General features: G+C 74.3%; 21 protein-coding genes. 4 read left to right on the top strand and 17 right to left on the bottom strand.

What is annotated here, in order from left to right; genetic code table 11:
- Nucleotides 1–102: 102 nt before the first annotated feature.
- The 12 genes from IE275_RS30630 to IE275_RS30685 all read right to left on the bottom strand — a co-directional run bounded on the left by IE275_RS30630 (nucleotide 103) and on the right by IE275_RS30685 (nucleotide 13,914).
- Nucleotides 103–1,482, bottom strand: a complete 1,380-nt coding sequence (locus IE275_RS30630; RefSeq protein WP_189715076.1) for an NADase-type glycan-binding domain-containing protein — start codon at nucleotides 1,480–1,482, stop codon at nucleotides 103–105.
- Nucleotides 1,479–2,036, bottom strand: coding sequence for a phage tail protein (locus IE275_RS30635; protein WP_229870721.1), 558 nt, complete (start codon nucleotides 2,034–2,036; stop codon nucleotides 1,479–1,481). Before IE275_RS30635 ends, IE275_RS30630 begins: the two co-directional genes overlap by 4 nt.
- 127 nt (nucleotides 2,037–2,163) lie before the next feature.
- Entirely contained in the window at nucleotides 2,164–4,122 is a 1,959-nt protein-coding gene (locus tag IE275_RS30640) for a putative baseplate assembly protein (RefSeq protein WP_189715078.1), read from the bottom strand.
- On the bottom strand, nucleotides 4,122–4,565 hold the full coding sequence (locus tag IE275_RS30645; RefSeq protein WP_189715080.1) for a GPW/gp25 family protein: 444 nt from the start codon (nucleotides 4,563–4,565) through the stop codon (nucleotides 4,122–4,124). Before IE275_RS30645 ends, IE275_RS30640 begins: the two co-directional genes overlap by 1 nt.
- 55 nt (nucleotides 4,566–4,620) lie before the next feature.
- Nucleotides 4,621–6,528, bottom strand: coding sequence for a VgrG-related protein (locus IE275_RS30650; RefSeq protein ID WP_189715082.1), 1,908 nt, complete (start codon nucleotides 6,526–6,528; stop codon nucleotides 4,621–4,623).
- Nucleotides 6,528–7,253: a CIS tube protein gene (locus tag IE275_RS30655; protein WP_189715084.1), complete on the bottom strand. Its 726-nt coding sequence runs from the start codon at nucleotides 7,251–7,253 to the stop codon at nucleotides 6,528–6,530. Before IE275_RS30655 ends, IE275_RS30650 begins: the two co-directional genes overlap by 1 nt.
- 20 nt (nucleotides 7,254–7,273) lie before the next feature.
- On the bottom strand, nucleotides 7,274–7,699 hold the full coding sequence (locus IE275_RS30660) for a phage tail protein (RefSeq protein WP_189715086.1): 426 nt from the start codon (nucleotides 7,697–7,699) through the stop codon (nucleotides 7,274–7,276).
- A gap of 57 nt (nucleotides 7,700–7,756) precedes the next feature.
- A complete protein-coding gene (locus IE275_RS30665) occupies nucleotides 7,757–8,830 on the bottom strand; it encodes a hypothetical protein (RefSeq protein ID WP_189715088.1) in 1,074 nt (357 codons plus the stop codon).
- Between the two features lie 2,361 nt (nucleotides 8,831–11,191).
- Nucleotides 11,192–11,350 (bottom strand): DUF6760 family protein, encoded by a 159-nt coding sequence (locus IE275_RS30670; RefSeq protein WP_189715090.1) that lies wholly within the window; start codon nucleotides 11,348–11,350, stop codon nucleotides 11,192–11,194.
- On the bottom strand, nucleotides 11,347–11,829 hold the full coding sequence (locus IE275_RS30675) for a hypothetical protein (RefSeq protein ID WP_189715092.1): 483 nt from the start codon (nucleotides 11,827–11,829) through the stop codon (nucleotides 11,347–11,349). Before IE275_RS30675 ends, IE275_RS30670 begins: the two co-directional genes overlap by 4 nt.
- The gene (locus IE275_RS30680) at nucleotides 11,829–12,272 is read right to left on the bottom strand and encodes a phage tail protein (RefSeq protein ID WP_189715094.1); all 444 of its coding nucleotides are present in this window, start codon (nucleotides 12,270–12,272) and stop codon (nucleotides 11,829–11,831) included. Before IE275_RS30680 ends, IE275_RS30675 begins: the two co-directional genes overlap by 1 nt.
- 61 nt (nucleotides 12,273–12,333) lie before the next feature.
- Nucleotides 12,334–13,914: a phage tail sheath subtilisin-like domain-containing protein gene (locus IE275_RS30685; protein WP_189715096.1), complete on the bottom strand. Its 1,581-nt coding sequence runs from the start codon at nucleotides 13,912–13,914 to the stop codon at nucleotides 12,334–12,336.
- Nucleotides 13,915–14,166: 252 nt separating this feature from the next.
- Here IE275_RS30685 and IE275_RS30690 point away from each other — a divergent pair, with 252 nt between their 5' ends.
- Both IE275_RS30690 and IE275_RS30695 read left to right on the top strand, forming a co-directional pair.
- Nucleotides 14,167–15,570, top strand: a complete 1,404-nt coding sequence (locus tag IE275_RS30690) for a hydrolase (protein WP_189715098.1) — start codon at nucleotides 14,167–14,169, stop codon at nucleotides 15,568–15,570.
- A gap of 40 nt (nucleotides 15,571–15,610) precedes the next feature.
- Nucleotides 15,611–17,011 carry a ricin-type beta-trefoil lectin domain protein gene (locus tag IE275_RS30695; protein WP_189715100.1) on the top strand — a complete coding sequence of 467 codons (1,401 nt, stop codon included), beginning with the start codon at nucleotides 15,611–15,613 and terminating at the stop codon, nucleotides 17,009–17,011.
- Between the two features lie 37 nt (nucleotides 17,012–17,048).
- Here IE275_RS30695 and IE275_RS30700 read toward each other — a convergent pair whose 3' ends face one another.
- From IE275_RS30700 to IE275_RS30710, 3 genes are all read right to left on the bottom strand, one after another.
- Nucleotides 17,049–19,049, bottom strand: coding sequence for an ATP-binding protein (locus IE275_RS30700; protein WP_189715102.1), 2,001 nt, complete (start codon nucleotides 19,047–19,049; stop codon nucleotides 17,049–17,051).
- Nucleotides 19,046–19,702 carry a Pvc16 family protein gene (locus IE275_RS30705; protein ID WP_189715104.1) on the bottom strand — a complete coding sequence of 219 codons (657 nt, stop codon included), beginning with the start codon at nucleotides 19,700–19,702 and terminating at the stop codon, nucleotides 19,046–19,048. The genes IE275_RS30700 and IE275_RS30705 overlap by 4 nt, the downstream gene beginning before the upstream one ends.
- 138 nt (nucleotides 19,703–19,840) lie before the next feature.
- Complete coding sequence (locus IE275_RS30710; protein WP_189715106.1) at nucleotides 19,841–20,509, bottom strand: helix-turn-helix transcriptional regulator; 669 nt, start codon at nucleotides 20,507–20,509, stop codon at nucleotides 19,841–19,843.
- Nucleotides 20,510–20,785: 276 nt separating this feature from the next.
- Between IE275_RS30710 and IE275_RS30715 the strand changes: the two genes are divergently transcribed.
- Both IE275_RS30715 and IE275_RS30720 read left to right on the top strand, forming a co-directional pair.
- On the top strand, nucleotides 20,786–23,704 hold the full coding sequence (locus tag IE275_RS30715) for a helix-turn-helix transcriptional regulator (protein WP_189715109.1): 2,919 nt from the start codon (nucleotides 20,786–20,788) through the stop codon (nucleotides 23,702–23,704).
- A 45-nt stretch (nucleotides 23,705–23,749) separates the two neighbouring features.
- Nucleotides 23,750–24,433, top strand: a complete 684-nt coding sequence (locus IE275_RS30720) for an SMI1/KNR4 family protein (protein WP_189715111.1) — start codon at nucleotides 23,750–23,752, stop codon at nucleotides 24,431–24,433.
- On the opposite strand, the gene IE275_RS30725 is transcribed toward IE275_RS30720, so the two are convergent.
- Both IE275_RS30725 and IE275_RS30730 read right to left on the bottom strand, forming a co-directional pair.
- Complete coding sequence (locus IE275_RS30725) at nucleotides 24,434–25,027, bottom strand: Uma2 family endonuclease (RefSeq protein ID WP_189715113.1); 594 nt, start codon at nucleotides 25,025–25,027, stop codon at nucleotides 24,434–24,436.
- A 44-nt stretch (nucleotides 25,028–25,071) separates the two neighbouring features.
- Complete coding sequence (locus IE275_RS30730; RefSeq protein ID WP_189715115.1) at nucleotides 25,072–25,911, bottom strand: helix-turn-helix domain-containing protein; 840 nt, start codon at nucleotides 25,909–25,911, stop codon at nucleotides 25,072–25,074.
- Nucleotides 25,912–25,947: the final 36 nt, after the last annotated feature.

The following is a 25,947-nucleotide window of genomic DNA, read 5'->3' on the forward strand; positions in this document are numbered from 1 at the left end:
CATCCCGTCAGACGGGGTGGGACTCGTTTCGTTGTGCCTCAGGCCGCGCGCGGGCGGCCGCGGCCGGAGGGCTACCCCCGGCCGCGGCCCTGCCCCGCCCCGTCAGGACGCGTTCGCGCTGGACTTGCCGAAGAACTCGATCTCCGCGATCGCCACCTGCTTGCTCCCGGAGGCGCCGTACGACGACTCGACCGTGAAGCGGACCTTGGTGACCTCGCCGACGCGGAAGGCGCGGCGCTGGCCGCCCGCGCTCTGGTCGAGGACCAGCTCGCGGGTCGTGGTCTTGCCGTCCTTCGTCGTGATCGTCGCCTTGAGGCGGTGCGGGAGCGCCGACTGGTTCAGCTGGTCGGCCTTGGACGACGTACCCGACGTGATGATCACGTCCAGCAGACGGGTCGGCTCGTCGAAGCGGGCCTCGATCCACTCGCCCTCGCCCGACTCCGAGACACCCGGCCCCCACCAGGTGTTGGCGTACTTGTCGAACGCCAGCTCCGGCTTGTGGCCGGGGTAGGAGCGGGAGGCCGCGTACGCGTCCGGGGCCACCGGCGCACGCTTGGCGAAGTGGTCGCGGGTGGCCTGCACCCATCCCGAGGCGTTCATCCCGACCCAGATCAGCAGGGTGAGGACGAGCGCCGCCACCACCCACGTGACGATGCGGTCGAAGGTGCGGCGCAGCCGGGGGCGGTCGCCGGCCCAGTGGGCCTGACCGTCCCGGTTCAGCACCCGGCGCCACCACGGGAGGCGCTGCGGGGAGCGGTCCTCCAGGGTCATGGGCATCGCGCAGCGCGTGCAGAAGTGCCGGTCGGGCCGGTTGGGGGTGGAGCACCAGGGGCACGCGACGCCGTTCTCCTCGCCCCGCTCGGGGACGGGCACCCGGACCTGGGGCCGGTCCGCCACCGGGCGGCCCGGGAGGACCGGGGCGACGGTGGGCGGAGCGGCGGGCGCGGGCGCCTCCGGTTCGTCGACGGGCACCAGCAGGGAGCGCGCCCGGGCGGCCATCGTGTCGCCGAGGGCGGGGGCGGGCGTCGTCGCGGCCCGGGAGTCGTCGGCCGTGTCCGGGGGGAGCGCCGGGAGGGGGGTTTCCGTGGTGTCCTCGTCGTCCGGGTCGTGCTCGTCGTCGACGGCGGAGGCGGAGACGGCGGAGGAAGCGGGGGCCGGTGCCGTGACGGCGGGCTCGGGCGGGTCGGTGTCCCGCGACGGGCGCGGCGCCGGGGACGGTGCGCCGGAGCCCGGCCGGGAGGTGTCGGCCGCCCCGGCCTCCGGACGCTGTACGTCGTCCCCGGAACCGGAACCGGACCCGGTGGCGGACCCTTCGCCGGCGCCGGGCGTCCCCGGTGTCGCCGTCGCCCCGGACGTCGACGCCGCCGCCCCGGCCCGCACCGTCGCCCGGTCCGTCCAGCTCAGTACGGCACCGCAGGCGTCGCAGAAGGACTGGCCGGGTTCCGCCCGGGTGCCGCAGTCGGCGCAGTTCTGGGTGGTCATCTCTCCGGGGTCCTTTCGGCTGCGGTCACCTTGACCGAGTACGGCATGTGGGCGGGGCGGGCGGCGGCCACGAGGGCGTCCAGGCGGTGTTCGTCCGCCGGACCGGGGTCGGGCAGGCGGAGCGTGACGTGCAGATGGGGGCGGTGGTCGCCGGGGAACGGGCCGAGCGGGCGGGCGTTCCACGCCGAACCGCCGCTCTCGGAGATCTCCGGCTCCACGCCGAAGGCCAGCCGGATCGCCTCGGCCAGGCCCCGCCGGGTGCCGCGGACCCGGTGCAGATAGGCGGCCGCGGCGACGGCGGCCCGCAGCCTCGGCTCCGGTTCCGTACCGTCCGTCTCCGCGCCGACCCAGCCCGCCAGCCACCGGGCGAAGTCGACCGGCGCGAGGGCCGGGTCGAAGTACGCGGGCAGGCAGTCGAGGACGTTGTGGATCGGCGCGACGACCTCGTCCAGGCCGGCGACGAACCGCTGCGCCAGGTCGTCGTCGGCGAAGACGGCCGGGAGCATCGCGCTGATCGGGGCGGACGAGCCGAGCCCGTCGACAGAGCCTCTCACCGGCCGCTTCCTTCCCGGCGCACGACAGCGCCCCGAAGGGGCGCGGGGAACTGCGCGACGAGCCACGACGCGGCCGCACCCGACCGACGACAGCGACACGGAGCGGCCCTCCCGGCGGAGCGCCCCCTCACGCGCCGTCCCCGATCACACGGACCCGGTGGTCGTACGAGAAGACCAGGGCCGGGGCGGACAGGTCGATGCGGTCGGTCGCCTCGCCGCGCTTGCCCGTGAGCGGGTCGGCGGGGTGCAGGATGACTTGGTCGACGAGTTCCACGCCCGGTACGCGCTGGAGGACCGCGAAGACCTCGCCGGACTGCACCGGACGGCCGAACGGCCAGCCCTTGCCGTCCGTGCCGCCGGTCAGCGGGTCGAGGTGCCGGTAGAGGGCGTCATGGGCCTGCCGGCGGACCCGGTCGGTGTCGACGCCGCGGAAGGCGTGCACCGTGGCGACGACCGTGATGCCCTGGTAGTACGGCGGCCCGACCGCCAGCCGGGTGCCGATCAGGCGGCGTTGGTCGAGGTGGCGGGTGATGCGGTCCAACAGGGCGTCCCCGGGGACGAGTTGCTCGAAGCGCAGCCGGCCGCCGGGGTCCGGGACGGCCTGCGGGACCACCAGCACCCGCACCGCGTACGCCCCGTGCTCGCCCTCCTCGCCCTCCAGACAGGTGATGCGGGCGGTCTCCGGAGCGGCGCGGCGGGCCAGTTCCTCGTAGTCGCGCAGGGTCACGGCCCGCTCCTGGGCGCGCAGGGTGATCGGCGCCCGCAGCTTCGCCTCCTCGACCGTCTCGCCGTCCACCCCGCCGCGCGCGGCCTCACGGTTGACGACCTCGGAGACGTACGGCACCGAGGTGCGCAGGACCTGGACGGCACCGCGCGCCACGTTCCCGGCGCGGCCGCCGCCCGTGCGGTAGCGGCGGGCGCGGATCACCGCGCCCTTGGCGGCCACCGTGCCGTACTGGCGCAGCCGGCCGTCGGGTTCGCGGACGGACGGGCCGAAGGCGATCTCGCCGGTGGCCGCGTCGAGGGTGATGTGGCGGTCGTCCGGTCCGGAGGCGGCGAAGTGCGGGACGACCTGCCAGTCGACCCAGCCCTCGTGCTCGGCGGTCTGGAGCAGCAGGGGCGGGTCGTCGCCGACGACCGGGGCGTGGGCGAGGCGCAGGCGCTGGCCCGGGAGGCCGGTCGACTCGCCGAGCGCCTCGTCGTGCACCGTCTCCGCGTGCACGGCGGGGGCCGTGCCGCCGACCGTGAAGGCCTCGGCGGAGCGGACCGTGGGCGAGGTGGTGTAGAAGGGCTGGCCGGGCAGTGGTTCGGTGACGCGGCAGCGCAGCCAGCCGGCCTCCTGGCCGCCGGAGCGGGACAGGACATGACCGCCGGGGATGTGCAGGACGACCTCGCCGGGGCGGTTGAGACCGCCGGTGCCGTCCCGGTCGACCTCGCAGGACTGCCAGCCGTCCTCCGTCCACGCCTCCCAGACCAGGGGCGGCTGGCGGGGGTCGACGCCGACGCCGTCCACGCGGCTGTCCAGTTCCAGGGCGACGGCGCAGTGCGGCACGGCGGAGGACAGGCCGAGCAGCATGCAGTCGCCGGGCCGCGGGGACTCGGCGAAGCAGAGCAGGTCCTTGCCCTCGGCGAGGTCGGTGGTGCGGTCGGCGACCGGTTCGCCCTGGTGCTGCACGACCAGGTGCGACAGCCGGCTGGGGACGACGGTGAGTTCGCGTTCGGTCGCGAAGACCACCGCCTCCTCGCTCTCCGTCCGGACGGTCGCCACCTCGGTGCCGGTGGGCAGCAGCACCGGTTCCTCCTGTGGGGCCGACAGCCAGAACGTGACGTCGGTGCGGGCCGCGGACGGCGGGAAGAGCCGGATGCCGACCAGGTCGAGGAAGGCCAGGTGGTTCTTCTCCGGGACGCGGTTGAGGCGGTAGACGATCTGGTCCGCCATGTGCGCGACCGTCTCGACGAGCGTCACGCCCGGATCGGAGACGTTGTGGTCGGTCCACTCCGGGGCGCGCTGCTGGATGTAGCGCTTGGCGTCGTCGACGAACTGCTGGAAGCGGCGGTCGTCCAGATTGGGGGAGGGCAGGGCCATCAGCGGTCGCTTTCGGAAGCCGTACCCGTGGCGCCCGGTGAGTCCGGCTCGTCGTGGGACGGGATGACGTAGAAGGGGAAGACGAGACTGCGCGGGTTGTTCGTGCCGCGGATGGAGTAACGGACGTCGATGAACAGCACGCCCTGTTCGGCGCCGGCCGTGACCTCGACGTCGGTGACCTCGATGCGCGGCTCCCAGCGGTCGAGGCTGACGTACACCTCGTGCTGGATACGGCCGGCCGTCGCCTCGTTGACCGGGGCGAAGACCAGGTCGTGGATGGCGCAGCCGTACTCCGGGCGCATGGGGCGCTCGCCCGGTGAGGTGGCGAGGATCAGCCGGATCGCCTCCTCGATCTCGCGTTCGCCGCTGACCAGGGCGATGCCTCCGGTGGGGCCGATGCGCAGCGGGAACGCCCAGCCGGAACCGACGAATTGCTCGGCCATCAGAGGGCCACCTGCCTTCTTCTGCTGTCCCTCTCGGACCGTTCCTCGGCGCGGGTCACGGCAGCGGGTACGGCTTGGCGTTGACGAGGACGGCGCCCTGGAGCATGAGGGTGGCGGCCCGGATGCCCACGTTGGCGGCGGCGTTGATCTGCGCGGTGCCGCCCGCGGTGAGCGTCGCGGCGCCGCCCGCCTTGAGGCTGAGCGCCCCCAGCGCGTCCACGGACACCACGCTGGTCAGCGATTTGAGGTTGACCATGCCGGTGCCGCGGATGTCGAGCAGCCCGCCGCTCTTGATGGTGAGTTTGCGGCCCGCGCTGAGCGTGAGGTCGGTGCCGGCCTCGACGGACACCGAGCGGCTGCCCGTGATGCTGACCGTGCCCTTGCTGTCGATGGTGATCTCGGTCCTGGTGCGGTCCAGGTTGATGACGAGCCGGTCGTCGCCGGACGTCACCCGCACGCCCTGCTTGCGGCCGCCGGTCTTCTGGCTGAGCAGGTCGACCCGGTTGCCGTCGCGGTCGGAGAGGGTGTGCCGGGCGGCGCGGCGGCGGGCGCCGTCGTGCAGGGGCACGTCCTTGACCGGGGTCGGCTGGTCCTTGCCGTTGTAGAGGCCGCCGATGACGTACGGGTGGTCGAGGGCGCCCCGGTCGAAGGCGACCAGCACCTCGTCGCCCACGTCCAGCGGGAAGATCGACCCGCCGTCCTTGCCGCCCCACTGCACGACCCGCGTCCAGTCGGAGATGTAGGTGTCGTCCAGCCACGGGAACTGGAGCTTCACCCGGCCCTGCTTGAGGGGGTCCTGGACATCGGTGACCAGGGCGTTGGTGGTGCCGGGGAGATGGAGGCCGTTCGTCACGCCCCCGCCGCCGGAGGCGAGCCCGTACAGCGACCGCCACTGCCGGCCGCTGACCGTCACCCACGCCTCGTAGTGCTTGCCGTCGCCGAAGACGTGCCGTACGGAGGTGGCGGTGTACTTGCCCTCGAAGGGCGCGCCGACGTCGGCGAGGGTGACCGGCAGACCGGGGCGGAGCTTCGGGGTGCCGCGCGCGATGACCTCCAGCTCCGCGAAGGAGCCGGTGACGTCGTCGGCGAGGGCCTCCGCGGCGAACTTCACCTCCGACTGCCGGTCGTACGGCGTCTGGGCGTCGACCAGCTTGGCGGGCTTGAACTTGCCCGCGGCCTCGCCCGGGGTCGTACCGATGCTGATACCGGGGTTGGTGGTGGCGGGCGCGGTGGCGACGAGCTTCTTCTTGGTGGTCACGTCCCAGCCGCGCGCCTCGACCGTGGCGACCTGCTCGGCGGAGGTGACGGCGGACCGCAGCCGCAGGATGTCGGTACCGGCCTCGAGCACGTACGGGCTCTTCTCGCCGGGGGTGGAGGTCGGCGGCGCCCCGGACGCCGGGTCCGGCCTGACGAACTGGAACTTCCCCTTCGCGTCGACCGACATCACCATCTCGTTCTCGTCGGCGAGCCGGGCGAGGAAGTCCCAGTCGGTGACATTGGCCTGGGAGATGAACTCGTAGACGGTCTTGGTCGACTGGATCCGGCCGACCGGCACACCGGCCTGCGCGGACAGTTTGCGGGCGATGTCGGAGGCGCTCTGGTTGCGGTACGCGGCGACCCGCCGCTGCCGCATCAGCCGGTGGCCGTGGTCGTAGCCGCGGATCACGGTGAACGAGCCGGTGCCGTCGTAGTCGGCCTCCAGGCCGCAGACCTCACCGGTGAGCAGGGGGTCGGAGGCGCCCTGTCCGTCGGCGACCGGGGTGAGGACCACCGGCGTCCCGAACTTCACCCCCAGTTTGCCGAGGACCAGCCGGTACGGGTCGCGGAACGTCAGCCGGAACGCGGCCGGAACCCCGAGCCCCTGGTCGACCCAGCCCTCCACCAGCAGCGGGGCGAAGTCGGCGGGCAGCGGCCGTCCGCCGAGGCTGACCTTGATGATGCTGGAGAACGCGGACTGCACCATCAGTGACCCACCTCCCCGGCGGCCGGCAGGACCAGCTCGACGCCGGTGGGCAGCCGGGCGGGGTCGTCGATGTCGTTCGCCTCGGCGATGGCCCGCCAGGCCGAGGTGTCGCCGTACTCGCGCCAGGCCAGCGACTGGAGCGAGTCCCCGGCCACCACCCGGTGCACCCGCTGCGCGGTCAGGGCGCCGGAGGTCGGGTTCTGGCCCTGCGTCTTGCTGGGGATCTCGTGCAGCCGGATCTGGCAGGTCGCGCGGATCGGGACACCGGTCGTGCCGAACAGGGAGTACGACACGTCCACACTGCTCACGTACGACGTGAAACGGGCCGTGGAGAACGAGCCCCACTGGAACACCACCCAGGGCGGCGACGGCTGTTCGGCGGCGATGCTCTTCGTGGTGACCTCGCAGCACTCGAGGAGCGATTCCACCTTTTTCAGCACGGAGTTGCTGCCCGGCTCGTCGGAGGTGTCGAGGAAGATCTCGACGCTCATCTCACGGGGCTCCGGGCCCATGAACTCCGGCTTCGAGCCGTCGCGGACGGCGGCGGTCGGGGTCACCTTCCACTGGGCGCGCCGGCCCAGCTGCAACTGCGCCGGGTTGAAGTCGAATCCGAACGACCGGATCAGACCGCCCGGGGTGGTGCTGGTGCCGACCGGCGGTTCGTGGATCGCCAGCGTGGCGCGGACCAGGCTCTTCCCGGCGCCGCCCCTGCTTCCCTTGGCCATGTGCGTGGGCCCCTTCCGGCCTAGTCCGTGAACCCGTGGTGGGTGATCTCCAGGACCTCCGTGGCGACGCCCGGGTTCGCGGGGTCCAGGGAGGGGCCCTGCCAGCTCACCGGCAGGACGTCGATCAGCCCCCAGCGGGCGACCTCCGAGCCGTCCGCGCGCAGCGCGGCGATCTGGGCGGTGGGCCGGGTCACGCCGGTGGTGACCGAGGAGATCCACTTCGCCACCTTGGAGGTGTCCGGGGTGAGGGGGCGGGTCAGCCGGATGTTGGAGAACGTGACGCGGGAGGGGAGCGCCCACACGAAGCCGTTGTTCCCGCCCTCCTGGCGGTGCTCGATCTCCACCTGGGAGGACAGTCCCTCGCACCCGTTGAAGTACCCGAGGCTCTCGCCGTCGATGGTCAGGGTGAAGAAGATGGTGGAGCCCGGGTCGAGATCGCGGGACATCGAGGGGCCTGGCCTTTCTGGGGCGCGCGGGGTGTTCGGGGCGGGTGGTCGTGCCGGTCAGTTGCGAGGGTCGCGGAGTCTGCCGATGCGTTCGCGGTCGAGGCGGAGTTCGGTCCGCAGGAGACGGGTGATACGGCCGGTCAGACGGTGGGTGAGCTCGTCGAGCTGGAAGTCGGTGAGCGAACGGGGGTCGAAGCCGGGGGCGTGGGAGACGGCCGCTGCGGAGGGCGGGTGGCCGGTGGTGGGGCGCTGCGGGGGCGGCGGGGGCGGCGGGGGCGGCGGCTTGGGGAGTGCGGGAGGGGCGGGCGGCGTGGGGAGGCGGGCCGGCGCTCGCTGGACGGTGGGGGCGGGGGCCGGGGCATGGGGGAGTGCGGACGGCGTGGGGAGATGGGCCGGCGCTCGCTGGACGGGCAGGGCGGGGGCCGGGGCCCCGGGGGGAGTCGGGGTGGGTGTCGCGGCCGGGCGGGGGTGGACGACCGGGACGGGGAGTGCGCCGGGGGTGGTGCGGCGCAGGGGGACGGCGACGGAGGGGGCGGTGGCGGCGCGGCGCTGCACGGGGGCCGTCGGGGGCTGCTGGACCGGGAGGGGGGTGACGGTGGTCGGGGTGGGCTCCAGGGGTACGGCGACGGGTGCCGGAGCGGGTGCGTCGGTGCGCTGGACCGGGAACGGGATGACGGTCGTCGGGGTGGGCTCCTGGGGTACGGCGACGGGTGCCGGGAGCGCCCGGGTGCGCTGGACCGGGAGCGGGGTGACGGTGGTCGGGGCGGGCGCGGGGGTGTGCTGGACCTGGGGCGGCGCGAGCGGGGTCGTAGGGGTGGGGTGGGCGGTGAGGGGGGCGCCGAGCCGGGGGCGGGGCGCGGCGGCCGGAGTCCCGGGTGACGTCGCTCGCGGCGTGGTGAGCGGAAGCGTGACGGGAGCGCCCAGTCCCGAGCGGCGTACGGCTCGCTGGACGGACGCCGGGCCCGGCGACGGGGCGGTGAACCCGGCCGCGCGGGGCGCGGTGACGGGGGCGGCGGAGTACGGCGCGGCCGGCGCGGCCGGCGTCGGGGTGGCCTCGCGTGCCGCGCGCTGGAGCGGTACGGGGTCGTACGAGGGTGCCGTGGTGCCGCCGTTCGGCTCGGAACGGGGCACGGGAGTTCCACCGGTCGCCGCCGACGCTGCCTCGACGGGGGCCGGACCACCGCCGGGCGGCGTACGCCGTTGCAGGGGTGCCGGGGACGGCGGAACGGGACGGGCCGCCGTGGGCTCCGCCGGACGGGGGGACGGGCTGGGGGAGGTCTGCCCGGGTATGGCTGTTCGGGCGGGCGAGGAGGCCGCCACCGTCCGGGGCGGTGCGGGCGGGCTCGCGGGGCGGGTCTGTACGGGGACCGCGGGCCGGGACGAGGAAGCGGAGGACGACCGCGCCGGGCGGGTCTGCACCGGGAGGGGTGCCTGGGTCGACGGGGTGGATGCCGGCTCGCTCGGGGACGGGGCTGCCGGGCGGACCTGCGCGGGAGGCGTCGACCGGGCCGGAGACGCGGCGTCCGTCGAGGCGGGGCCCGTCGGGCGGGTCTGCACGGGGATCGGGGCCTGTGCCGAGGGCGCGGGTGCCGGCGGGGTCGGCGAGGCGGGGGACGGTACTGCCGTCGGCGGCAGCGGAGGCGTCCCCGCAGGGGTCTGGGGAGGTGCCGTGGGCAGGGTTGCGGAGGGGCCCGTCGGGCGGGTCTGTACGGGGATCGCGGCCTGTGTCGAGGGTGCGGGTGTCGCCGGGGCCGGCGAGGCGGGGGGCGGCGCGGGCGTCCCCGCAGGGGTCTGGGGAGGTGCCGTGGGCAGGGTTGCGGAGGGGCCCGTCGGGCGGGTCTGTACGGGGATCGCCGCCTGTGCCGAGGGTGCGGGTGCCGGCGGGGTCGGCGAAGTGGGCACCGTGGAGGCAGGGGAGGGTACTGCCGTGGGGGGCAGCGGTGGCGTCCCCGCCGGGGTCGGGGAAGGGGCCGTGGGCAGGGTCGCGGAGCGCGTCTGCACAGGCACCGCCGCCCGGGGCGAGGCAGCCGCCGACGACCGGCTCGGCGCGGAGGATGCCGTCCGGGCCGACGAAGGCGGGACCGCCTGGGTCGGTGACGGCGTCCCCGTCCGGGGAGGCGCAGGTGTCGCCGCTTGGGCAGGCGAAGGTGCCCTCGTCGGCTCCGGCGCAGGAGTCACCGTCTGCGCCGGCGCAGGAGTCACCGTCGGTTCCGGCGAGGGAGTCACCGTCCGCTCCGGTGCACGGGCCACGGTCCGAGCCGGCGCAGGTGCCGCGGCCCGGGCGGGTGAAGGCGCCCCTGTCGGCTCGGGCGAGGGAGTCACCGTCCGCGCGGGTGCAGGGGCCACGGTCCGGCCCGGCGCGGGTGCCACCGCTTGGGCAGGCGAAGGTGCCCTCGTCGGCTCCGGCGCAGGAGTCACCGTCGGTTCCGGCGAGGAAGTCACCGCCCGCGCCGGTGCGGAAGCCACCGTCCGCGCCGGTGCGGAAGCCACCGTCCGAGGCGACGCAGGTGCCACGGCCCGGGTCAACGAAGGAGCCCTCGTGGGAGCCGCCCCGGGTGCCACCGCCCGCGCCACGAAAGGCGCATCGGCCCGAGTCGGCGCATCGGCCCGAACCGGCGCGGACGCCCCGGTCTGCGCGGACGTCCCGGTCTGCGCGGACGTCCCGGTCTGCGCGGACGTCCCGGTCGGCGCGGACGTCCCGGTCGGCGCAGGTGAGGAAGCCACCGCCCGAGCCACGAAAGGCACCCCCGCCCGAACCGGCGCAGACACCCCACTCCGAGGAGACGCAGAAACCCCAGTCCGAGGAGACGCAGAAACCCCACTCCGAGGAGACGCGGACACCCCACTCCGAGGCGACGTAGACGCCTCAGCCATAGCTGACCCGGTCAGCCCCGTCCGAGCCTGTGCGGGAGGCACCGCCCCCGCACTCGCCCCTGCCTGCCCGGGCATGACCGCCCGGCCCGGTGCGGGAGCCACTGTCCTGGTGGGGGCCCCTGCCGAAGGCGGAGCCACCGCCCCCGCGGCCGGCACGGCGAACGACGGCGTCACCCGCGGCCGCGCCAACCGCTGCACCGGAACGGGCACACCCGCCCCCGCCCCCGACGTCGGAAGCGCGCCCGGATGCGGAGCCGGACCCGCGGCGGCCGGTGCCGCCGAAGGCTCCGCTCGGGTCGGGCCGGCCGGCAGGGAGCCCATGCGGGCGGACGGTCCGGCGCCGAGGACGGTGTGTGCGTGGGTGCGGGTGAGGGCCGGGTTCTGCCAGGTGGCCAGCCGGCCGCCGAACCCGGCGTCGGCGACGCCCGCCGCGGCTTCGCCCACCGCCCGCCGCAGGGGCGGCAGCCCGGTCCACGCGGCCGGTGCGAGCGGCCGCGCCACCGGGCTCGCCGCCGCGCTCGCCTCGGCGCTCACCTCCGCGCCCGTACCGCCGGACCCCGCGTCCGCCGGTGCCCCGCCCGCTCGTCCACGCCGCAGCCGATCCAGGAACCCCATGTCTCAGCCCTCCGCCCCGCCCCGCGTCACCAGTGAGGCGATGTGCCCGGTGTAGCGGCGGCGGTCGTCGTGTTCGAGGTCGAGGATGTCGTCCAGGGGCCAGTGGAAGTGGTAGGCGACGTACGCGATCTCCTCGTGCAGTCGGTCGGTCGCGTACGTCACGATTCCCCCAGGCGGCTCCCGCCCAGTTCCACCTCGAAGGGCTCCGCGCAGTGCGGGCACTCCACCGAGGCGCGGGTGTGGCCCTCGGCGTTGATCTGGCGGTAGAAGTCCTGAAGGAACGCCAGGTCGGAGGCGAACATGTTCTCCACCACCCCGTCGTGCACCAGGGGCAGTGTGCCCAGGCGGGTGATGACCCGGCCGAGCAGGACCACCGACAGGTACGCGGGGTTCTCCTGGACGCGGATGTCCCGGAGCGGGACGAGTTCGTCCCGTGCCGTGGCCAGCCGCATCACGCCGTCGCGGTGGACCGTGCCCGCCTCGTCGACGTAGCCGCGCGGCAGCTCGAAGGGGAACTCCGTCCGCAGCTGCTGCCGCACCGGGGCCGGCGCGGGCGCCGCCGCGGACGGGAGCGGGTCGGCCTCCTGGGCCTGCGCCTGCTCCCCGACCGCCTGCGGCCCCCGCACAGCCGTACGCCGCATTACTCGATGACCAGTTCTTCGAACGTGATCGTCACGGTCTCGGTCAGCGCCGCCGCCTCGCCCGCCTTCACGGTGCTGGTGTCGATCTTGCTGCACCAGGCGTTGCGCATGTTGTACCGCTTGACCGGATTGTTCTGGTAGTCCATCACCATGATCGTGGCGTTCTTGCGGGCCGTGCCCATCACGCCGTTGATCGACTCGGTGATCCACTGGTTGAACGCGGCGGACTGGGTCATACCGCGGACGACCGTGCAGGTGCCGGCCTTCTTCACGCCCGGCAGCTTCTTGGTGACCGGCTTGCCCTGCGCGGAGACCTGCTGGTACTCGATGACGTCCTGTTCGAGGCTGAGACCGCTGACCTCGGCGAGGTACTCGACCATCACGCCGTCGATCTGGAGCCCGAAATTGTGCGATGTGAGGGCGTCACCCGGCTGGAGACTCATCTGGCTTTCCTTCTAAGTGAAGTGGGGGAGGCAGGGGATACGCGTACGGGCCGGAGCCGGCCTACTCCTCCAGCTCCCCGCTCCCGCTGGAGAACTGCGCCAGCCGGAAGATCACGAACTCGGCCGGCTTGACCGGCGCGATACCGATCTCGCACACCACCCGGCCGACGTCGACCGACTCCGCCGGGTTGGTCTCCTCGTCGCACTTGACGTAGAACGCCTCCTCGGGCCGGGCGCCGAAGAGGGCGCCCGCGCGCCACTCGTTGACGAGGAACGCGGAGACGTTGCGCCGGATCCGGGCCCACAGCGCGTGGTCGTTCGGCTCGAACACCACCCACTGGGTGCCGATCAGGATCGACTCCTCCAGGTAGTTGAAGTACCGGCGGACGTTCAGGTAGCGCCAGGCCGGGTCCGAGGCCAGTGTGCGGGCGCCCCAGACGCGGATGCCCCGGCCGGGGAACGCGCGGATGCAGTTCACGCCGATCGGGTTCAGCAGGTCCTGCTCGCCGCGGGTGATCTGGATCTCCAGGTCCACGGCGCCGCGGATGACCTCGTTCGCCGGCGCCTTGTGCACACCGCGCTCGAAGTCGTTGCGGGCCCAGACGCCGGCCACGTGGCCGCTCGGCGGGATCAGCCGGGCCTGGCCGGCGGCCGGGTCGAAGGACTTGATCCAGGGGTAGTAGAGGGCGGCGTACTTGGAGTCGTAGCCGGCCGTCTCCTGGCGCCAGACGCGGATCTGGCGGGCGTTCAGGCCGGGCGGCGGGTCGATGATCGCGACGCGGTCGCCCATCAGCTCGCAGTGCGCGATCAGGCCGAGCTGGACGGCCTTGACGGACTCCAGGTCGATCGCGCCGCGCTGGTAGGCGGCCATCAGGTCGGGCACCGCGACCATGGACACCTCGTCGACGGCCTCCAGGCCGCCGAAGCCGGTGCGGTCGGCGCTGTCGCCCAGGTACTGGGCCGGGCCCACCGGGGCGCTCTCGGCCGCGGCCGGCACGGCGGGGGCGGCGGCGGACGTGGCGGGAAGGGCGACCGTCTGGTTCTCCGGGCGTGCCAGCTGCGCGGCGGGCGCGGCCTCGGCCACGGTGATCAGCCGCGAGCGCTCCTTGACCTGGGTGACGACGTAGGCGCGGTTGCCCTTCTTCGCGGACACGTCGAAGGTCTCGACGGGCTGGTCGCCGTCCTTGACGATCAGCTTGAACCGCTCGGCGGGGCCCTCGCCCTCCGCGTCGGCGACCTCCACACTCAGGTTGCCGGGCGCCACGGCCGTCACGGTGAACGTGCCGAGCTGCTTCGGCTCACCGGCCGGCAGCGCGGCGGGCGCGGCGGACGTGCCCACCGCCGCCGGGGACTTGGCGTCCCCGGCCGCGCCGGCCGGGGAACCGCCCACCCGGACGACGTAGGCGGCGGAACCGCCGTTGTTGAAGAAGCCGTAGACGGAGTGCGCGAGGAAGTACCCGTCGGTGAAGTCACCGAAGGCCGCCACGTACTGGGTCCAGTTGGTCACCAGGGTGGGCTCGTTCAGCGGGCCGGTCGGGGCGAGCCCGACGAAGGCCGCCACCGAGGTGCCCACTCCCTCGATCGGGCGGGAGCCGCTGGCCACCTCCTCGACGTATACGCCGGGCGACAGGTAGGACGGCATGCTGTGCTCTCCTCGGGGTACGCGTCAGGACATCTCTCACCGTCACGCGCGAAGCGCGTCCCCCGAAACGGCCTGGGGTGCACGTCCGGGGGCATGACCGCTGCCCGCAGGGGCAAGGTGGTCTCCGCCGCGCACGGGTGAGGTGGACGCGTTGCCCCGGAGACTGCCCGTGCGGTCCTTCCGCCGCGCCCGCCCGCTCCGGTACGGCTGGATCACCAGCCGTCGACTGCCGAGCCACCTGGACCTTGACTGATGTGGACCTCCCTCGAACCCGCCTCCGCCACCGTCGATCCGGGCAGCCGGACCACGGTGCGTCTGCGGGTGCGCAACACCGGTGACGTCGTCGACGAGTACCGCTTCGAGCCGGTCGGCCCCGTGGCCGCCTGGACGACGGTGGAGCCGCCGACGCTGCGGCTCTTCCCGGGGACGACGGGCACGGTCGAGCTGACGTTCGCCCCGCCGCGCACGCCGGACGCGGCGGCGGGTCCGAACCCGTACGCGGTGCGGATCACGCCGACCGAGCATCCGGACACGGTCACGGTCCCCGAGGGCAACCTGACGGTCACCCCGTTCACGGAGGTGCGCGCGGAGCTGGTCCCGCCGACCGTGAAGGGGCGCTTCCGGGGCCGCCCCCGGCTGGCGATCGACAACGTCGGCAACACCCGGGTCACCGCCTCCCTCAGCGGCAGCGACAACGGCGACCGGCTTTCGTACGAACTCCAGCCGGGCAGTGTGCAGATCGAGCCGGGGCGGGCGGTGTTCGTGGACACCACGCTGCGGCCCCGGCAGATCATCTGGTTCGGGTCGAAGGAGGAGCAGCCGTACAGCCTGACGGTGCGCCGGTCGGGGGCGCAGCCGCTGGCGGTGGACGGGACGTTCGTGCAGCGCGGGTTCCTGCCGAGGTGGCTGGCGACCGCGCTGAGCGTCTCGGTGGCGCTGGCGATCGCGTTCGTCATGATCTGGCTGGCGTACAAGCCGCAGGTGCGCACCCTGGCGACGGAGAAGGCCGCGCAGGCGGAGGTCACCGCGCTGCCCACGCCGTCGGCGCCGGCACCGAGCGCGCCCTCGGCGCCCGCCGTGAGCGAGCCGGCCGCCCCGTCGGTCCCCGAGGACAAGAGCGGGGACAGCGCCGGCGGCGGCGACTCCGGGTCGGGCGGCGAGGGCGAGGAGGAGGAGCAGGCGCCGGAGCCGGAGACGGCCGCCGACGCCGTGCAGAAGCTCGCCGCGCGCAGCGACGGGCGGCACGTCTGCTACCGCGCCTATGTGGCGGACCAGGGCTGGCAGGACCCGGTGTGCGACGGCGCGATCGCGGGCACGACCGGCCAGAACCTGCCCATCAAGGCGCTGAACATCGCCACGGTGGCGACCGGCGGGGTCACGGGCAACGGCGCCCATGTGAACGAGGGCTGGTACACCGGCGACAAGTGGTCCAACGCCGCCGACGGGGTCGACATGTACATCGGCAGCACCAAGGAGGCGCTCTCGCCGCTCCAGGGCTTCACGATCAAGACCCCGGACGGCTCCGTCTGCTTCAACCCGCACATCAGGGACCGGGGCTGGCTGGGCGTGGGGTGCACCGAACCGGGCGGCTGGAAGTACGGCGGCAGCCCCATGGGCGACAAGCTCCAGCTGGAAGCGGTCCGGTTCACCGTATGAAACCGCCGCTCTCTCCGAAATCGTCGAAAGGGCCCGTCGGGTGACTCTGTGGACTTCTCTGGAACCGGCGGCCGCGACCGTGGACCCCGGTGGCAGCACGACCGTGCGTCTGCGGGTGCGCAACACCGGTGACGTCGTCGACGAGTACCGCTTCGAGCCGGTGGGGAGCGTGGCGCCCTGGACGACGGTGGAGCCGCCGACGCTGCGGCTCTTCCCGGGGACGACGGGCACGGTCGAGCTGACGTTCGCCCCGCCGCGCACCCCGGACGCGGCGGCGGGTCCGAACCCGTACGCGGTGCGGATCACGCCGACCGAGCATCCGGACGCGGTCACGGTCCCCGAGGGCAACCTGACGGTCACCCCGTTCACGGAGGTGCGCGCGGAGCTGGTCCCGCCGACCGTGAAGGGGCGCTTCCGGGGCCGGCCGCGGCTGGCGATCGACAACCTCGGCAACACCCGGCTCACCGCGTCCGTCACGGGCTCCGACACGGGCGACAACCTGGGCTACGAGTTCCGGCCCGGCAATGTGCAGATCGAGCCCGGACGGGCCGTCTTCGTGGACACCACGCTGCGGCCCCGGCAGATCATCTGGTTCGGGTCGAAGGAGCTGCGGCCCTACGCGCTGAACGTGCAGCGCTCGGGCGCGGTGCCGTTGTCGGTGGACGGGACGTTCGTGCAGCGTGGGTTCCTGCCGAGGTGGCTGGCGACCGCGCTGAGCGTCTCGGTGGCGCTGGCGATCGCGTTCGTCATGATCTGGCTGGCGTACAAGCCGGCGGTCAACAGCGGTGCCTCCGAGAAGCTCGCGGAGGCCGGCAGCACCGCGCTGCCCAGTCCGATCGCGTCGGCGCCCTCCGCGCCGAAGGTGGACGCCTCCGCCGAGGCCCTGCCCGATGTCGAGGCGCCCTCCGCGCCGGCCCAGGACGACGCCGGCGGGTCGGGATCGGGGTCCGGATCCGGTTCGGGTTCCGGCGGTTCCTCCGGGTCGGGAGGGAGCGGCGGTGGCGGCGGTTCCGGCGACGGTTCCGGCGACGAGGAGGAGCCCGAGGCGGCCGGCGATCTGATCATCGGCCAGGCGTCGAACCGGTGTGTCGACGTCCCCGACGCCCAGAACGGCAAGGGCAAGGACGGCACCCCGCTCCAGATCTGGGACTGCGCCGGGTCCGCCAACCAGAAGTGGGAGTTCCGGGGCGACGGCACCGTACGGTCCGTCGGGATGTGCATGGACGTCGCCTGGGGTTCGCGCGAGGACGGCGCGGTCATCCAGCTGGCCCGGTGCAGCGGCAACCCCGCCCAGCAGTTCGTGCTCAGCCAGGCCGGTGACCTGGTGAACCCGCAGGCCGACAAGTGTGTGGACGTCAAGGACAACGGCACCGGCAACGGCGCCGACCTCCAGCTGTGGACGTGCTCGGGCACCCCGAACCAGAAGTGGCGCAAGGGGTAGCGGAGGCCGTTCCGGCCCACCGGTCGGCTGCCGTGGCCTACCAGCTGGCCTCTCCGGGCACCAGGCGGCCCGCCTTGCGGTACTCGCGGCGGGCCCCCTCCAGCAGATCGCCGTCACCCACCCGACCGTCGCGTCCGGCGGCCAGGTAGGCGGCGGTGACCACCGCGCTGCGGATCGAACCGCCCGCCAGCTCGAACTCCCGGGCCAGCGGGGCGGGATCCACCCCGTCGGTGCACGGCACATGGGACAGTCCGTGCCGCCACAGCGCCAGCCGCTGCCCCGGGTCCGGGAACGGGAAGTCGACCACCAGGTCGAGCCGGCGGGTGAACGCCTCGTCGATGTTGGCGCGCAGGTTGGTGGTGAGCAGCGCGATGCCGTCGAAGGACTCCAGGCGTTGCAGCAGGTAGGCGCTCTCCATGTTGGCGTACCGGTCGTGCGAGTCCTTCACCTCCGACCGCTTGCCGAACACGGCGTCGGCCTCGTCGAAGAGGAGCACGCTGTCGGTGCGGTCGGCCTCGGTGAAGATGCGTTCGAGGTTCTTCTCGGTCTCGCCGACGTACTTGTCGACGACGGAGGAGAGCTGGACGACGTAGAGGTCGAGGCCGAGTTCGGCGGCCACCACCTCGGCGGACAGCGTCTTCCCGGTGCCGGACTCGCCGGCGAACAGGCCCAGCACGCCCCGGCCCCGGCCGCCGCCCGCGCTGAGCCGCCAGTCGCCGAGGACACGGTCGCGGTGGCGGGCGCGCAGGGCCAGCTCGTGGAGCTGGGTGAGGGGCCGCTCGGGCAGCACCAGGTCCTCCCAGCCGACGGCGGGCCGGATCCGGCGGGCGTGCCGCTCCAGACCGGAGGCCGACTGCTGACGGGCGGCCAGCCGCACATGGTCCGCGCTGAGCGGGGTGCCCTCGAAGTCGGCGAGCGCCCGGGCGGCGTGCGCGGCGCGCAGGGCCCGGTCGCCGCCGAGTCGGTAGGGGGCGACCGCGGAGGCGAGGTCGAAGCCTGTGGTCCCCGTGATTCCCGTGGTCTCTGTGGTCCCGGTGGCTCCGAGGCCCGTCGTCCACGCGCCCGTGCCGCCCGCCCGGCGGCGTGGGGCGTCCAGGACCAGGGGGTCGTGCGGGGACCAGTGCGGGTCGTAGGGGCGGGGGTCGGTGAGCAGGACCGTCACGTCCGTCGCGGCGGTCAGCTCGGCGACCAGGGCGCCCGGCCGGTCCGGGAGGCCGGACAGGACGACGGCCCGGCCGCCGAGGCGGGCCTCGCGCAGGAGATCGGGGACGCGCTCGGCGGGGCCGGTGAAGCGCAGCGCCGGACGGCCGGCGAGGTCCAGGGCGGTGGCCAGGGCGGCCGGCCCGTCGCCCTCGCGGTGCTCGCGGAGGTAGGCGGTGAGGGGTCCGTCCAGCAGCCGCTTGGCCAGCCGCTGGACGAAGGCGGCGGTCTCACCGTTGTCATCGGCCGGGAACGGCGGGGGCAGGGGGCCGAGGTGGCCGTGCAGGGCGGCGTCCGGGGTGTCGTCGCCCAGAAGGTGGGCGAGCAGCCGGTCCGGTACACGCAACGAGCGGGACAGGAAGGGCCGTTCGGGCTCCTCGATCTCCAGCAGGCCGAGCGCGCACAGCGGTGCCGAGGGGTGGAAGCGGGCGCGGGCCGGCGCGAGGTGCGCGGGCGCCCCGCACAGATCGAGGGCGAGCCCGACGGTCGCCCGGCGCCGGCTCACGTCGTCGTTGAGGTAGCCGTAGAGCGACTCGAAGGTGCGGTCCAGGTCCGGGGCGAGGGCGATGAGCAGGACGGTGACGTCGAGGTCGCTCAGCGGGAGGCGGTGGGCGAGGGCGGTCAGCGGGTCGCCGGCCCCGGGGCTCGCCGCCCCGGCCTGCGCCGGATGCCCGGCCGCCGTCGGCGTCCGGTCCAGCAGATGCCGTACCGCCTCCTCGGACAGATACAGGCCCCGCAGCGGGTCGTCGGCCGTCGGGTCGCCCGCGGCACGGTGCTCGACCAGGGCCGCGACCCGGTCGCGCAGGGCGGCGAGCCGGGTGAGCAGCGCGTCCGTCACCGGCGGTCCTCGCGCGCGGCGCGGGCCGCGGCCACCTGGTGCGGCCGGTGCGCGCGCTCCCCGTCCCCCGGCGGGTCGCCGTCCATGCCGCGGACGCGGACCGCCGCGCCCTCGGTGACCGGCGGCCCGGCGTCGTACTCGGGGTACGCCGGGAAGGGCGCCGTGATCACCAGGTCCAGGGAGGGCTTCAGTTCGCCGCCCAGGGCGGACCAGATCTCGGCGAGGGACCGGGACTCGGTCTGTACGCCGGCCACGTTCACCGGCACCGACAGCCCCAACGCGCCGAGCGAGCCGGGCAGTTCCTCGGCGGAGAGCAGTTCGCGGGGTAGCAGGTTGGCCAGCACGGCCGACAGCAGCCGGTGTTCGTCCTGCGGGGTCTTCGTCCACGCGGTCACCAGGTACGACAGCCTGAACCAGCGCGGCGGCTGGCGGCGTTTCGTCACCACGTTCCGCTCGTCGCGCACCGCGACCTGGCCGCGCTGGCGGCGGGAGACGTCCTCCCGGATGTCGTACAAGTAGGCGTTGACGACAGGGGCGTTGCGGCGGGCAGCCCAGTCGCGGGTGGGGGCCTCGAAGGACACGTCGATGTCGGAGCCGGTCAGCGCGCCACCGCCGAGCAGTCCCTTGAGGACCTCGTCGACCTCGTGGATCACCGTCGCGCTCCTCAATCACCGTACGTCGGACGCCTGTTGCCGATCGTCTCCCGGGCGCTCACGGTTCCGTAGGCGCGCCGGGGTCGGTGGCCGGGCACGACACGCTGCCCGCGTGTCCTCCTTCGAGTGTCCGTTCGGTCAGATGTAGCCTTCCCTGAGGGCATATGCCACGGCATGCGCCCGGTTCCGCAGATGCAGGCGTGTCGTGAGTCCGTGCATCACGTTCTTGACGGTCCGTTCCGAGTAGGACAGCTTGCTGGCGATCTCTCCGGTGTCGAGGCCTTCGGCGACCAGGCGCAGGACGTCCACCTCCCGTGGCGCGAGCCCCAGCGAGGGCGCGCCCGGCCGCCCTGCCGCGCCCCGGTGCAGGGTGCCGACCTGGCTGATCAGCCGGCCGAGCAGATCGGCCGGCAGGTCGCCGTCGCCGCGCGAGGCCGCCAGCACCGCCTGCACCAGCCGGTGCGCGGTGGCCTCGCGGCGCCACACGATCGCCCCCACCCCGCACTCGATGACGTCGAGCAGTTCCGTCTCGCGGATCGTGCCGACGACGAGCACCGCACAGGTGCCCTCACCGCGCGAGATCCGCCGCAGCCGGGCCAGCGCCGCCTCGTCGAGGGTGTCCTCGATGAGCAGCGCGACCGTGCCGGGGGCCGCCGAGGGATCGTCGCGGAACTCGATCTCCGGCCGGCCGCGCAACTGGCTGACGGCGCCCTCGCGGGAGATCGGGTCCGGGGCCTGGACGGACACGGGGATGCGCCGGCGGGCCGTCGTGGTGCCGGTGTCCGGTGTCCGGGGTGAGCTGAGCAACCGAGTCCCCCAGGGTCATGGGCCCGCCGTCCGGCGGGGACCGGTGGCGGGTGCGTCGCTTTCAGACTTCTGCGAACCGTGGGGCGGCCGCAATCGTGGAGCACCACGAGGCGGACCACGAGAGCAGCGGCCGCAGCACCACGGTGTCCCCGCATCACCGCAGGTCAGAAGGGTTCGTGGAGAGCGTGTACGGGGCATCGTGAGCCTCGCCACAGGGACGGTGTGGTCCGGTCCGCCGTCGTACACACCAGGGACGTCCGACAGCAGGAGGCAGAGATGACCGGACCGCTGCGGGAACGCGACAACGCGCGGGCACTGCTCGCGGCCGAGACCGAACGGGCGCTGGCGGGCAGCGGCCGGCTCGTCCTGCTGCGCGGGGCCACGGGCACCGGCCGGTCGGCCCTGCTGGAGACCGCGGTGGCGCGGGCGGCCGAGCGCGGGCTGCGGGTGCTGCGCGCCCGCTGCTCCTCCGAGGACACCGCCGTCCCCTTCTCCGCCGTCCTCCATCTCCTGGGCCCGGTACCGGAGTTCGCGGACGTGGCGCCCGGCCTGGACGACCGGGGCAGCGCGGCGCGGCTGTGGCGGCTGCTGCGGTCGTACGCCGCCGAGGGCCCGCTGGTCGTCGCCGTGGACGACGTCGACCTCGCCGACGACGCGTCGCGTCGCTGGTTCGTGGAGGCCGCCCGGCGCGTCGACCGATTACCGGTACTCCTGGTGGCCACCGAGCGCAGCCAGTACGACATCGACCCGGCGCCCGTCGGCCTCACCCACACCCTCTCCCCGTCCCTGGTCCGCACCCACACCCTGGCCCCGCTCACCGACACCGCCGCCACCGGCCTGGTCCGGGCCGCCTTCCCCGCGGCCTCCGCCCGGTGGACGGCGGATCTCGTGCGCGCCGGGGCGGGCAGCCCCCTGCTGCTGCACGCCCTCGTCGACGACCTCGGCGGCGCCCCGCCGGCCGCCGTGCCGGAGACGTGCGCCGCGCTGTACCCCGGCGCCTACCCGGCCGCCGTGTCCTGGTGGCTGGACACCGCGGGCCCGGCGACGGCGGAGGTGGCCCGCACCCTGGCGGCGCTGGAACAGACGGACGGACGCGCGGACGGACGCGCGGCTCACCGGACCGACGGCCGGTCGGACGGCCCGACCGCCCGGCGGACCGAGGGCCGGGCGGACGGCCGTACCGACTGTCTGACCGACGGCCGTACGGACTGCCCGACCGACGGGCGGGCCGACTGCCTGGCCGACGGGTCGCCGTCCGCCCGGGTGCGGGAGACCGTCGACCCGCGCGCCGCCGCGCACGACGCCGCTCTCATCGCCGACGCCTGCGGGGCCGACCCCGCGCGGGTCGCCGGGTGGGTCACCGCGATGGCCCGCCTCGGACTGCTGCGCCCCGACCGCTCCGGCCGCCCCCGCTACGCGCACCCGCTCCTGCGGGACGCCGTCCTCGCCGGCTGGCCCGCCGCCCGCAGGCAGGACGCGCACCGGGCGGTCGCCGAGGCGATGCTGCGCCGCGGCGACCGGGCCGAGGCCGTGGCCCGGCAGCTGCTGGACAGCGCCCCCGTCGGCCTGCCCTGGGTGTCGCGCGTGCTGCGGGACGCCGTGACGGCGGCGGTGCGCGACACCCGCCCCGACGACGCCGTCCGGTATCTGCGCCGAGCCATCCAGGAGCCCGTCCCCGACGACACACGCCAACGGCTGCTGACCGAGCTGGGCTCCCTGGAGTACGCCTCCGCGGACGCCCCGGCCGGTATCCCCCGGCTCGCCGAGGCGCTCGACCTGCCCGCCGAACCCCGCGACCGGGTCCGTACCGCCATCGCGCTCGGCACCGCCCTCGCGGGCCGCGGCGAGGTCCGTACGGCGGTGGAGATGCTGCACCGGCTGGAGGGCAGGCTGGCCGACCACCCCGAGCTGGCCCGCACCGTGCACACCGCGTCCACGCTCTTGTCCGACCAGGACCAGACCGTCCGTCAGGAGGCCTACCGCTGGCTCGTCGACACCGCCGAACACGCCCCGGAACTCGTCGGCGCGTCCGGCCAGGCGCTGCTCGTGCGGTACGCGGCGACGGCCGGGGAGGGTTCCGCGCAGGACGCGATGCGCCAGCTGCGCGCCCTGCTGACGGAGCCCTCCGACCCGCTCGCGGAGCCGTTCCTGCTGGGCACGGCCGCCGCCGTCGCGCAGTGGGCCGACCAGCTCGACGACGCGGAACGGCTCGTGGAGCGGGGCCTCGCCGGGCAGCGCCCCTCGCTGCTGCACCCGATGGAACAGGCCCTGGCGGACGTCCGCCTCGACATCGCCGCCGCCCGCGGCGCCTACGACACCGTGCTCGCCGCCCACCCCACCGCCCCCACCCGTCACACCGGCCCGTCCAACGCCGACGCGCACGCCCTGCTCGCGTTCGTCGAGACCGGCCGCACCGCGGAGGCCCGGCGGCTCGCCGACGGCTTCGACCTCAACGGGGCCGGCGACTCCTGGGAACTCAACCGCTTCCTCTACGCGCGGGGCGTGCTGCGGTTCACCGAGGGGGACGTCACCGGAGCCCTGCACGACTTCCTGGAGTGCGGCCGCCGCCAGTCCGCCCGCGCGGTGTTCAGCCCGGTCGTCACCCCGTGGCGGACGGCGGCCGCGGAATGCCGGCTGGCCCTCGGCAGCCCCCAGGAGGCGTTGGTCCTCGCGGAGGAGGAACTGCGGCTGGCCCGCGTCTGGAACACCCCGCGCACGGTCGGGCGGGCACTGCGTGTCCTGGGCCGGGCCACCCGGGGGCGGCGCGGGCTGGAGCTGGGCGAGGAGGCGGTGGCCGTCCTGCGGGAGTCACCGGCCGAGGCCGAGCTGGTCGCCTCGCTCCTCGCGCACGGATTCCAGCTGATCGCCTCCGGCGAGCGGGCCCGTGGCCGCGACCAGCTCCGCGAGGGCGCCGAACGCGCCGAACGGCTGGGCAGCGTCCGGCTGCTGACCTACGCCGAGCACGCCCTGCGCACCGCGGGGGCCCGCCGCTCCACCTCGGCCCACACCGGCTCCGCCGCCCTGACCGGCAGCGAGCGCCGGATCGCCGAGCTGGCCGCGGACGGCCGGACGAACACGGAGATAGCGCAGGCCCTGCACGTGGCCCGCCGCACCGTCGAGACCCATCTCACCAGCGCCTACCGGAAGCTGGGGATCAGGAAGAGAGGTGAACTGAAGGCGGCGCTGGCGGAGTGAGGGCCGGCGGGGCCCGTTGTCAGTGGCGGCGCGTACGGTTTTTCCATGGTCGACGAGACATGGACGGGCGTACGGCGGCGTGTCGCGGAGCTGGGCTCCCGCGAGGCGAGCCGTGAGGTGTTCGGGGCGTTCGGGCACGGCTGGGCGTTGGACGAGCCTCTCACCGAGGCGGAGGTCGCCGACCTGGAGGCGCAGGTCGGAGTGCGGCTGCCGGAGGGGTACCGGTCCTTCCTGCGGCACGTCGGCGCGGGCGGCGCGGGCCCCGCGTACGGCGTCTTCCCCCTCCGGCGGGTGGACGGCCGTTGGCGCTGGGAGGGCGACGGCGCGGACCTGGCCGACCTGACCCTGCTCGCCCGGCCGTTCCCCGAGCACGGCCCGGACCCCGAGCTCGTCGACGCCCTCCTCGCCGAACAGCCCGACGAGGAGACCTTCGACGACATGGACGCCTTCGACGAGGCGTACGAGGCGTGGCAGGAGCGCTGGTACGACGGCCCGCTGTTCGCCCCCGAGCGGACCGCCGGCGCGATACCGATCTGCCACCTGGGCTGCGCCCAGCGCGAGTGGCTCGTCGTCACCGGCGTCCACCGCGGCACGGTCTGGTCCGACCCTCGCTGCGACGACGCGGACCTCGAACCCCTCCGCGAGCCCGACGGCACCCCGACGACGTTCACCCGCTGGTACCTGGACTGGCTGGAGAAGGCGGAGACCGGGCCTTCGGCCGTGCGGTGATCAGGGGGTGTAGCGGGGGAGGTTCTCGGTGGAGATGCTCCAGTCCCCGATGGTGACGTCCTCCCCGTAGACGAAGTCCTTACGGGTGGCGTAGCGGGGGCCGTCGGGGGTGGGGTGGATATCGGTGAGGACGGCGCCCGTCCCGGTACGGGGATCGAAGATCGCGTAGACGGGGACACCGATCAGGGGATAGTCGCGCAACTTGGTGACCCAGTCGTTGTCCGGGTTGGAGCGGGAGACGATCTCGACGGCGGCGATGAGCGTACGGGGGTCGAAGGACCCCTCTCCCTCCATGTCGGCCTCGGCGATCACCATGATGTCGGGGCGGCGCATGATGCCCTCTGGTTCCACCTCGACATCAGGCTCGCCCGTGTGGGCCACGATCTCCTCGGGCATGACCTTCTCCAGGCGTTTCCGGAGACGGAGTGCGGTGAGTTCATGCGGCCGCACCGGCGACATCATGTCGAGGACGATCCCTTCCTTGGTGATTTCGAACTTTCCGGGGAGGGTGCCGTCCGTGGACTCCACGAAGTCGCGCATGGCCCGGTAGAGGAGGGAGGCGCCTTGCTGCGCGTCGTCCGGGGCGATGGTCATGGCGCTCGCTCCTCGTCTGTGCCCAGGGGCAAGGATCGTCACGTTCATGCTAGGCGGCCTCCGGGAGGAAAGGGTCGGCAGGCACGGCACCGTCCGGGTTCGGGTGCGCGGAAGGCTCGGTCGCATCCGTCGCAGTTCCGCAGCGGGTGGCGGTCGGCCGGGGGTGGTGCGGGTGGGCGGAAGGGGGGTGGGGGTGGGAGCTGGGCCGTGAGGCGGTGGGCCAGGAGGGCGGCGGGGCGGCGCAAGGGATCCTGCGGGAGATCCCTGGTCAGGGCCTCGCGTACGGCGGTGGGGGTCAGGTCGCGTTCCAGCCAGGCGGCTACGCCGGGGGCGAGGTGTTCGGCGTCGGTCGCTGAGAGCAGCAGACGGGGGTCGTGGCCGCGGAGGCCGGCGAGGAGGTCGACGGCCTGGTGGAGGAGGGCCGGGGCGGGGTACGACGGCCGGGGTACGGCGGGGAGAGCGGCCTTACGGGGCTCCGGTGGGCGCTTGCGCGGGGCGGGGGTGGGCTCGTCCCGGTGGCCGGGGCGGTTGCAGGAGATCGTGCGGGTGATGATCCGGCCGCCGGGGATCCGCTCCCGCTCGCGGCGCAGGTAGCCGTGGGTCTCCAGCTCGCGCAGCGCCCCGGCGATACGGGTCGTGCCCTCGGGGAAGCGGGCGGCGAGCGACTTGATGTCGACGCGGGCGCCCTTGGGCAGCGACTGGATGTGGACACCGAGCCCGATCGCCAGGAGGGACAGCTCCTCGTGCTGGGCGAGGTGGTTGCCGATCACCGTGAAGCGGGTGGTGTGGCGGGCGTTGTCGTGGGACACACCCGCGTGCGGGTGGTTTTTGCCCGGATTACGGGACGTGCGGTGGTGGCGCGCGCTAGGGTTTTCCGTGTCCATCGGGAAGTTGGCCTTCCTCGGTGGTCAGGCCCTCGC

The organism is Streptomyces phaeofaciens (genome assembly GCF_014648915.1).
GTDB lineage: Bacteria > Actinomycetota > Actinomycetes > Streptomycetales > Streptomycetaceae > Streptomyces > Streptomyces phaeofaciens.

What these genes read in the sequence shown, in the direction of transcription:
- IE275_RS30720 (WP_189715111.1), top strand. Translation starts at nt 23,750, where the DNA reads ATGGTCGACGAGACATGGACGGGCGTACGGCGGCGTGTCGCGGAGCTG.
- IE275_RS30660 (WP_189715086.1), bottom strand. Translation starts at nt 7,699, where the DNA reads ATGTCCCGCGATCTCGACCCGGGCTCCACCATCTTCTTCACCCTGACC.
- IE275_RS30640 (WP_189715078.1), bottom strand. Translation starts at nt 4,122, where the DNA reads ATGGCCCTGCCCTCCCCCAATCTGGACGACCGCCGCTTCCAGCAGTTC.
- IE275_RS30655 (WP_189715084.1), bottom strand. Translation starts at nt 7,253, where the DNA reads ATGGCCAAGGGAAGCAGGGGCGGCGCCGGGAAGAGCCTGGTCCGCGCC.
- IE275_RS30650 (WP_189715082.1), bottom strand. Translation starts at nt 6,528, where the DNA reads ATGGTGCAGTCCGCGTTCTCCAGCATCATCAAGGTCAGCCTCGGCGGA.
- IE275_RS30690 (WP_189715098.1), top strand. Translation starts at nt 14,167, where the DNA reads ATGTGGACCTCCCTCGAACCCGCCTCCGCCACCGTCGATCCGGGCAGC.
- IE275_RS30730 (WP_189715115.1), bottom strand. Translation starts at nt 25,911, where the DNA reads ATGGACACGGAAAACCCTAGCGCGCGCCACCACCGCACGTCCCGTAAT.
- IE275_RS30725 (WP_189715113.1), bottom strand. Translation starts at nt 25,027, where the DNA reads ATGACCATCGCCCCGGACGACGCGCAGCAAGGCGCCTCCCTCCTCTAC.
- IE275_RS30645 (WP_189715080.1), bottom strand. Translation starts at nt 4,565, where the DNA reads ATGGCCGAGCAATTCGTCGGTTCCGGCTGGGCGTTCCCGCTGCGCATC.
- IE275_RS30715 (WP_189715109.1), top strand. Translation starts at nt 20,786, where the DNA reads ATGACCGGACCGCTGCGGGAACGCGACAACGCGCGGGCACTGCTCGCG.
- IE275_RS30680 (WP_189715094.1), bottom strand. Translation starts at nt 12,272, where the DNA reads ATGAGTCTCCAGCCGGGTGACGCCCTCACATCGCACAATTTCGGGCTC.
- IE275_RS30675 (WP_189715092.1), bottom strand. Translation starts at nt 11,829, where the DNA reads ATGCGGCGTACGGCTGTGCGGGGGCCGCAGGCGGTCGGGGAGCAGGCG.
- IE275_RS30630 (WP_189715076.1), bottom strand. Translation starts at nt 1,482, where the DNA reads ATGACCACCCAGAACTGCGCCGACTGCGGCACCCGGGCGGAACCCGGC.
- IE275_RS30685 (WP_189715096.1), bottom strand. Translation starts at nt 13,914, where the DNA reads ATGCCGTCCTACCTGTCGCCCGGCGTATACGTCGAGGAGGTGGCCAGC.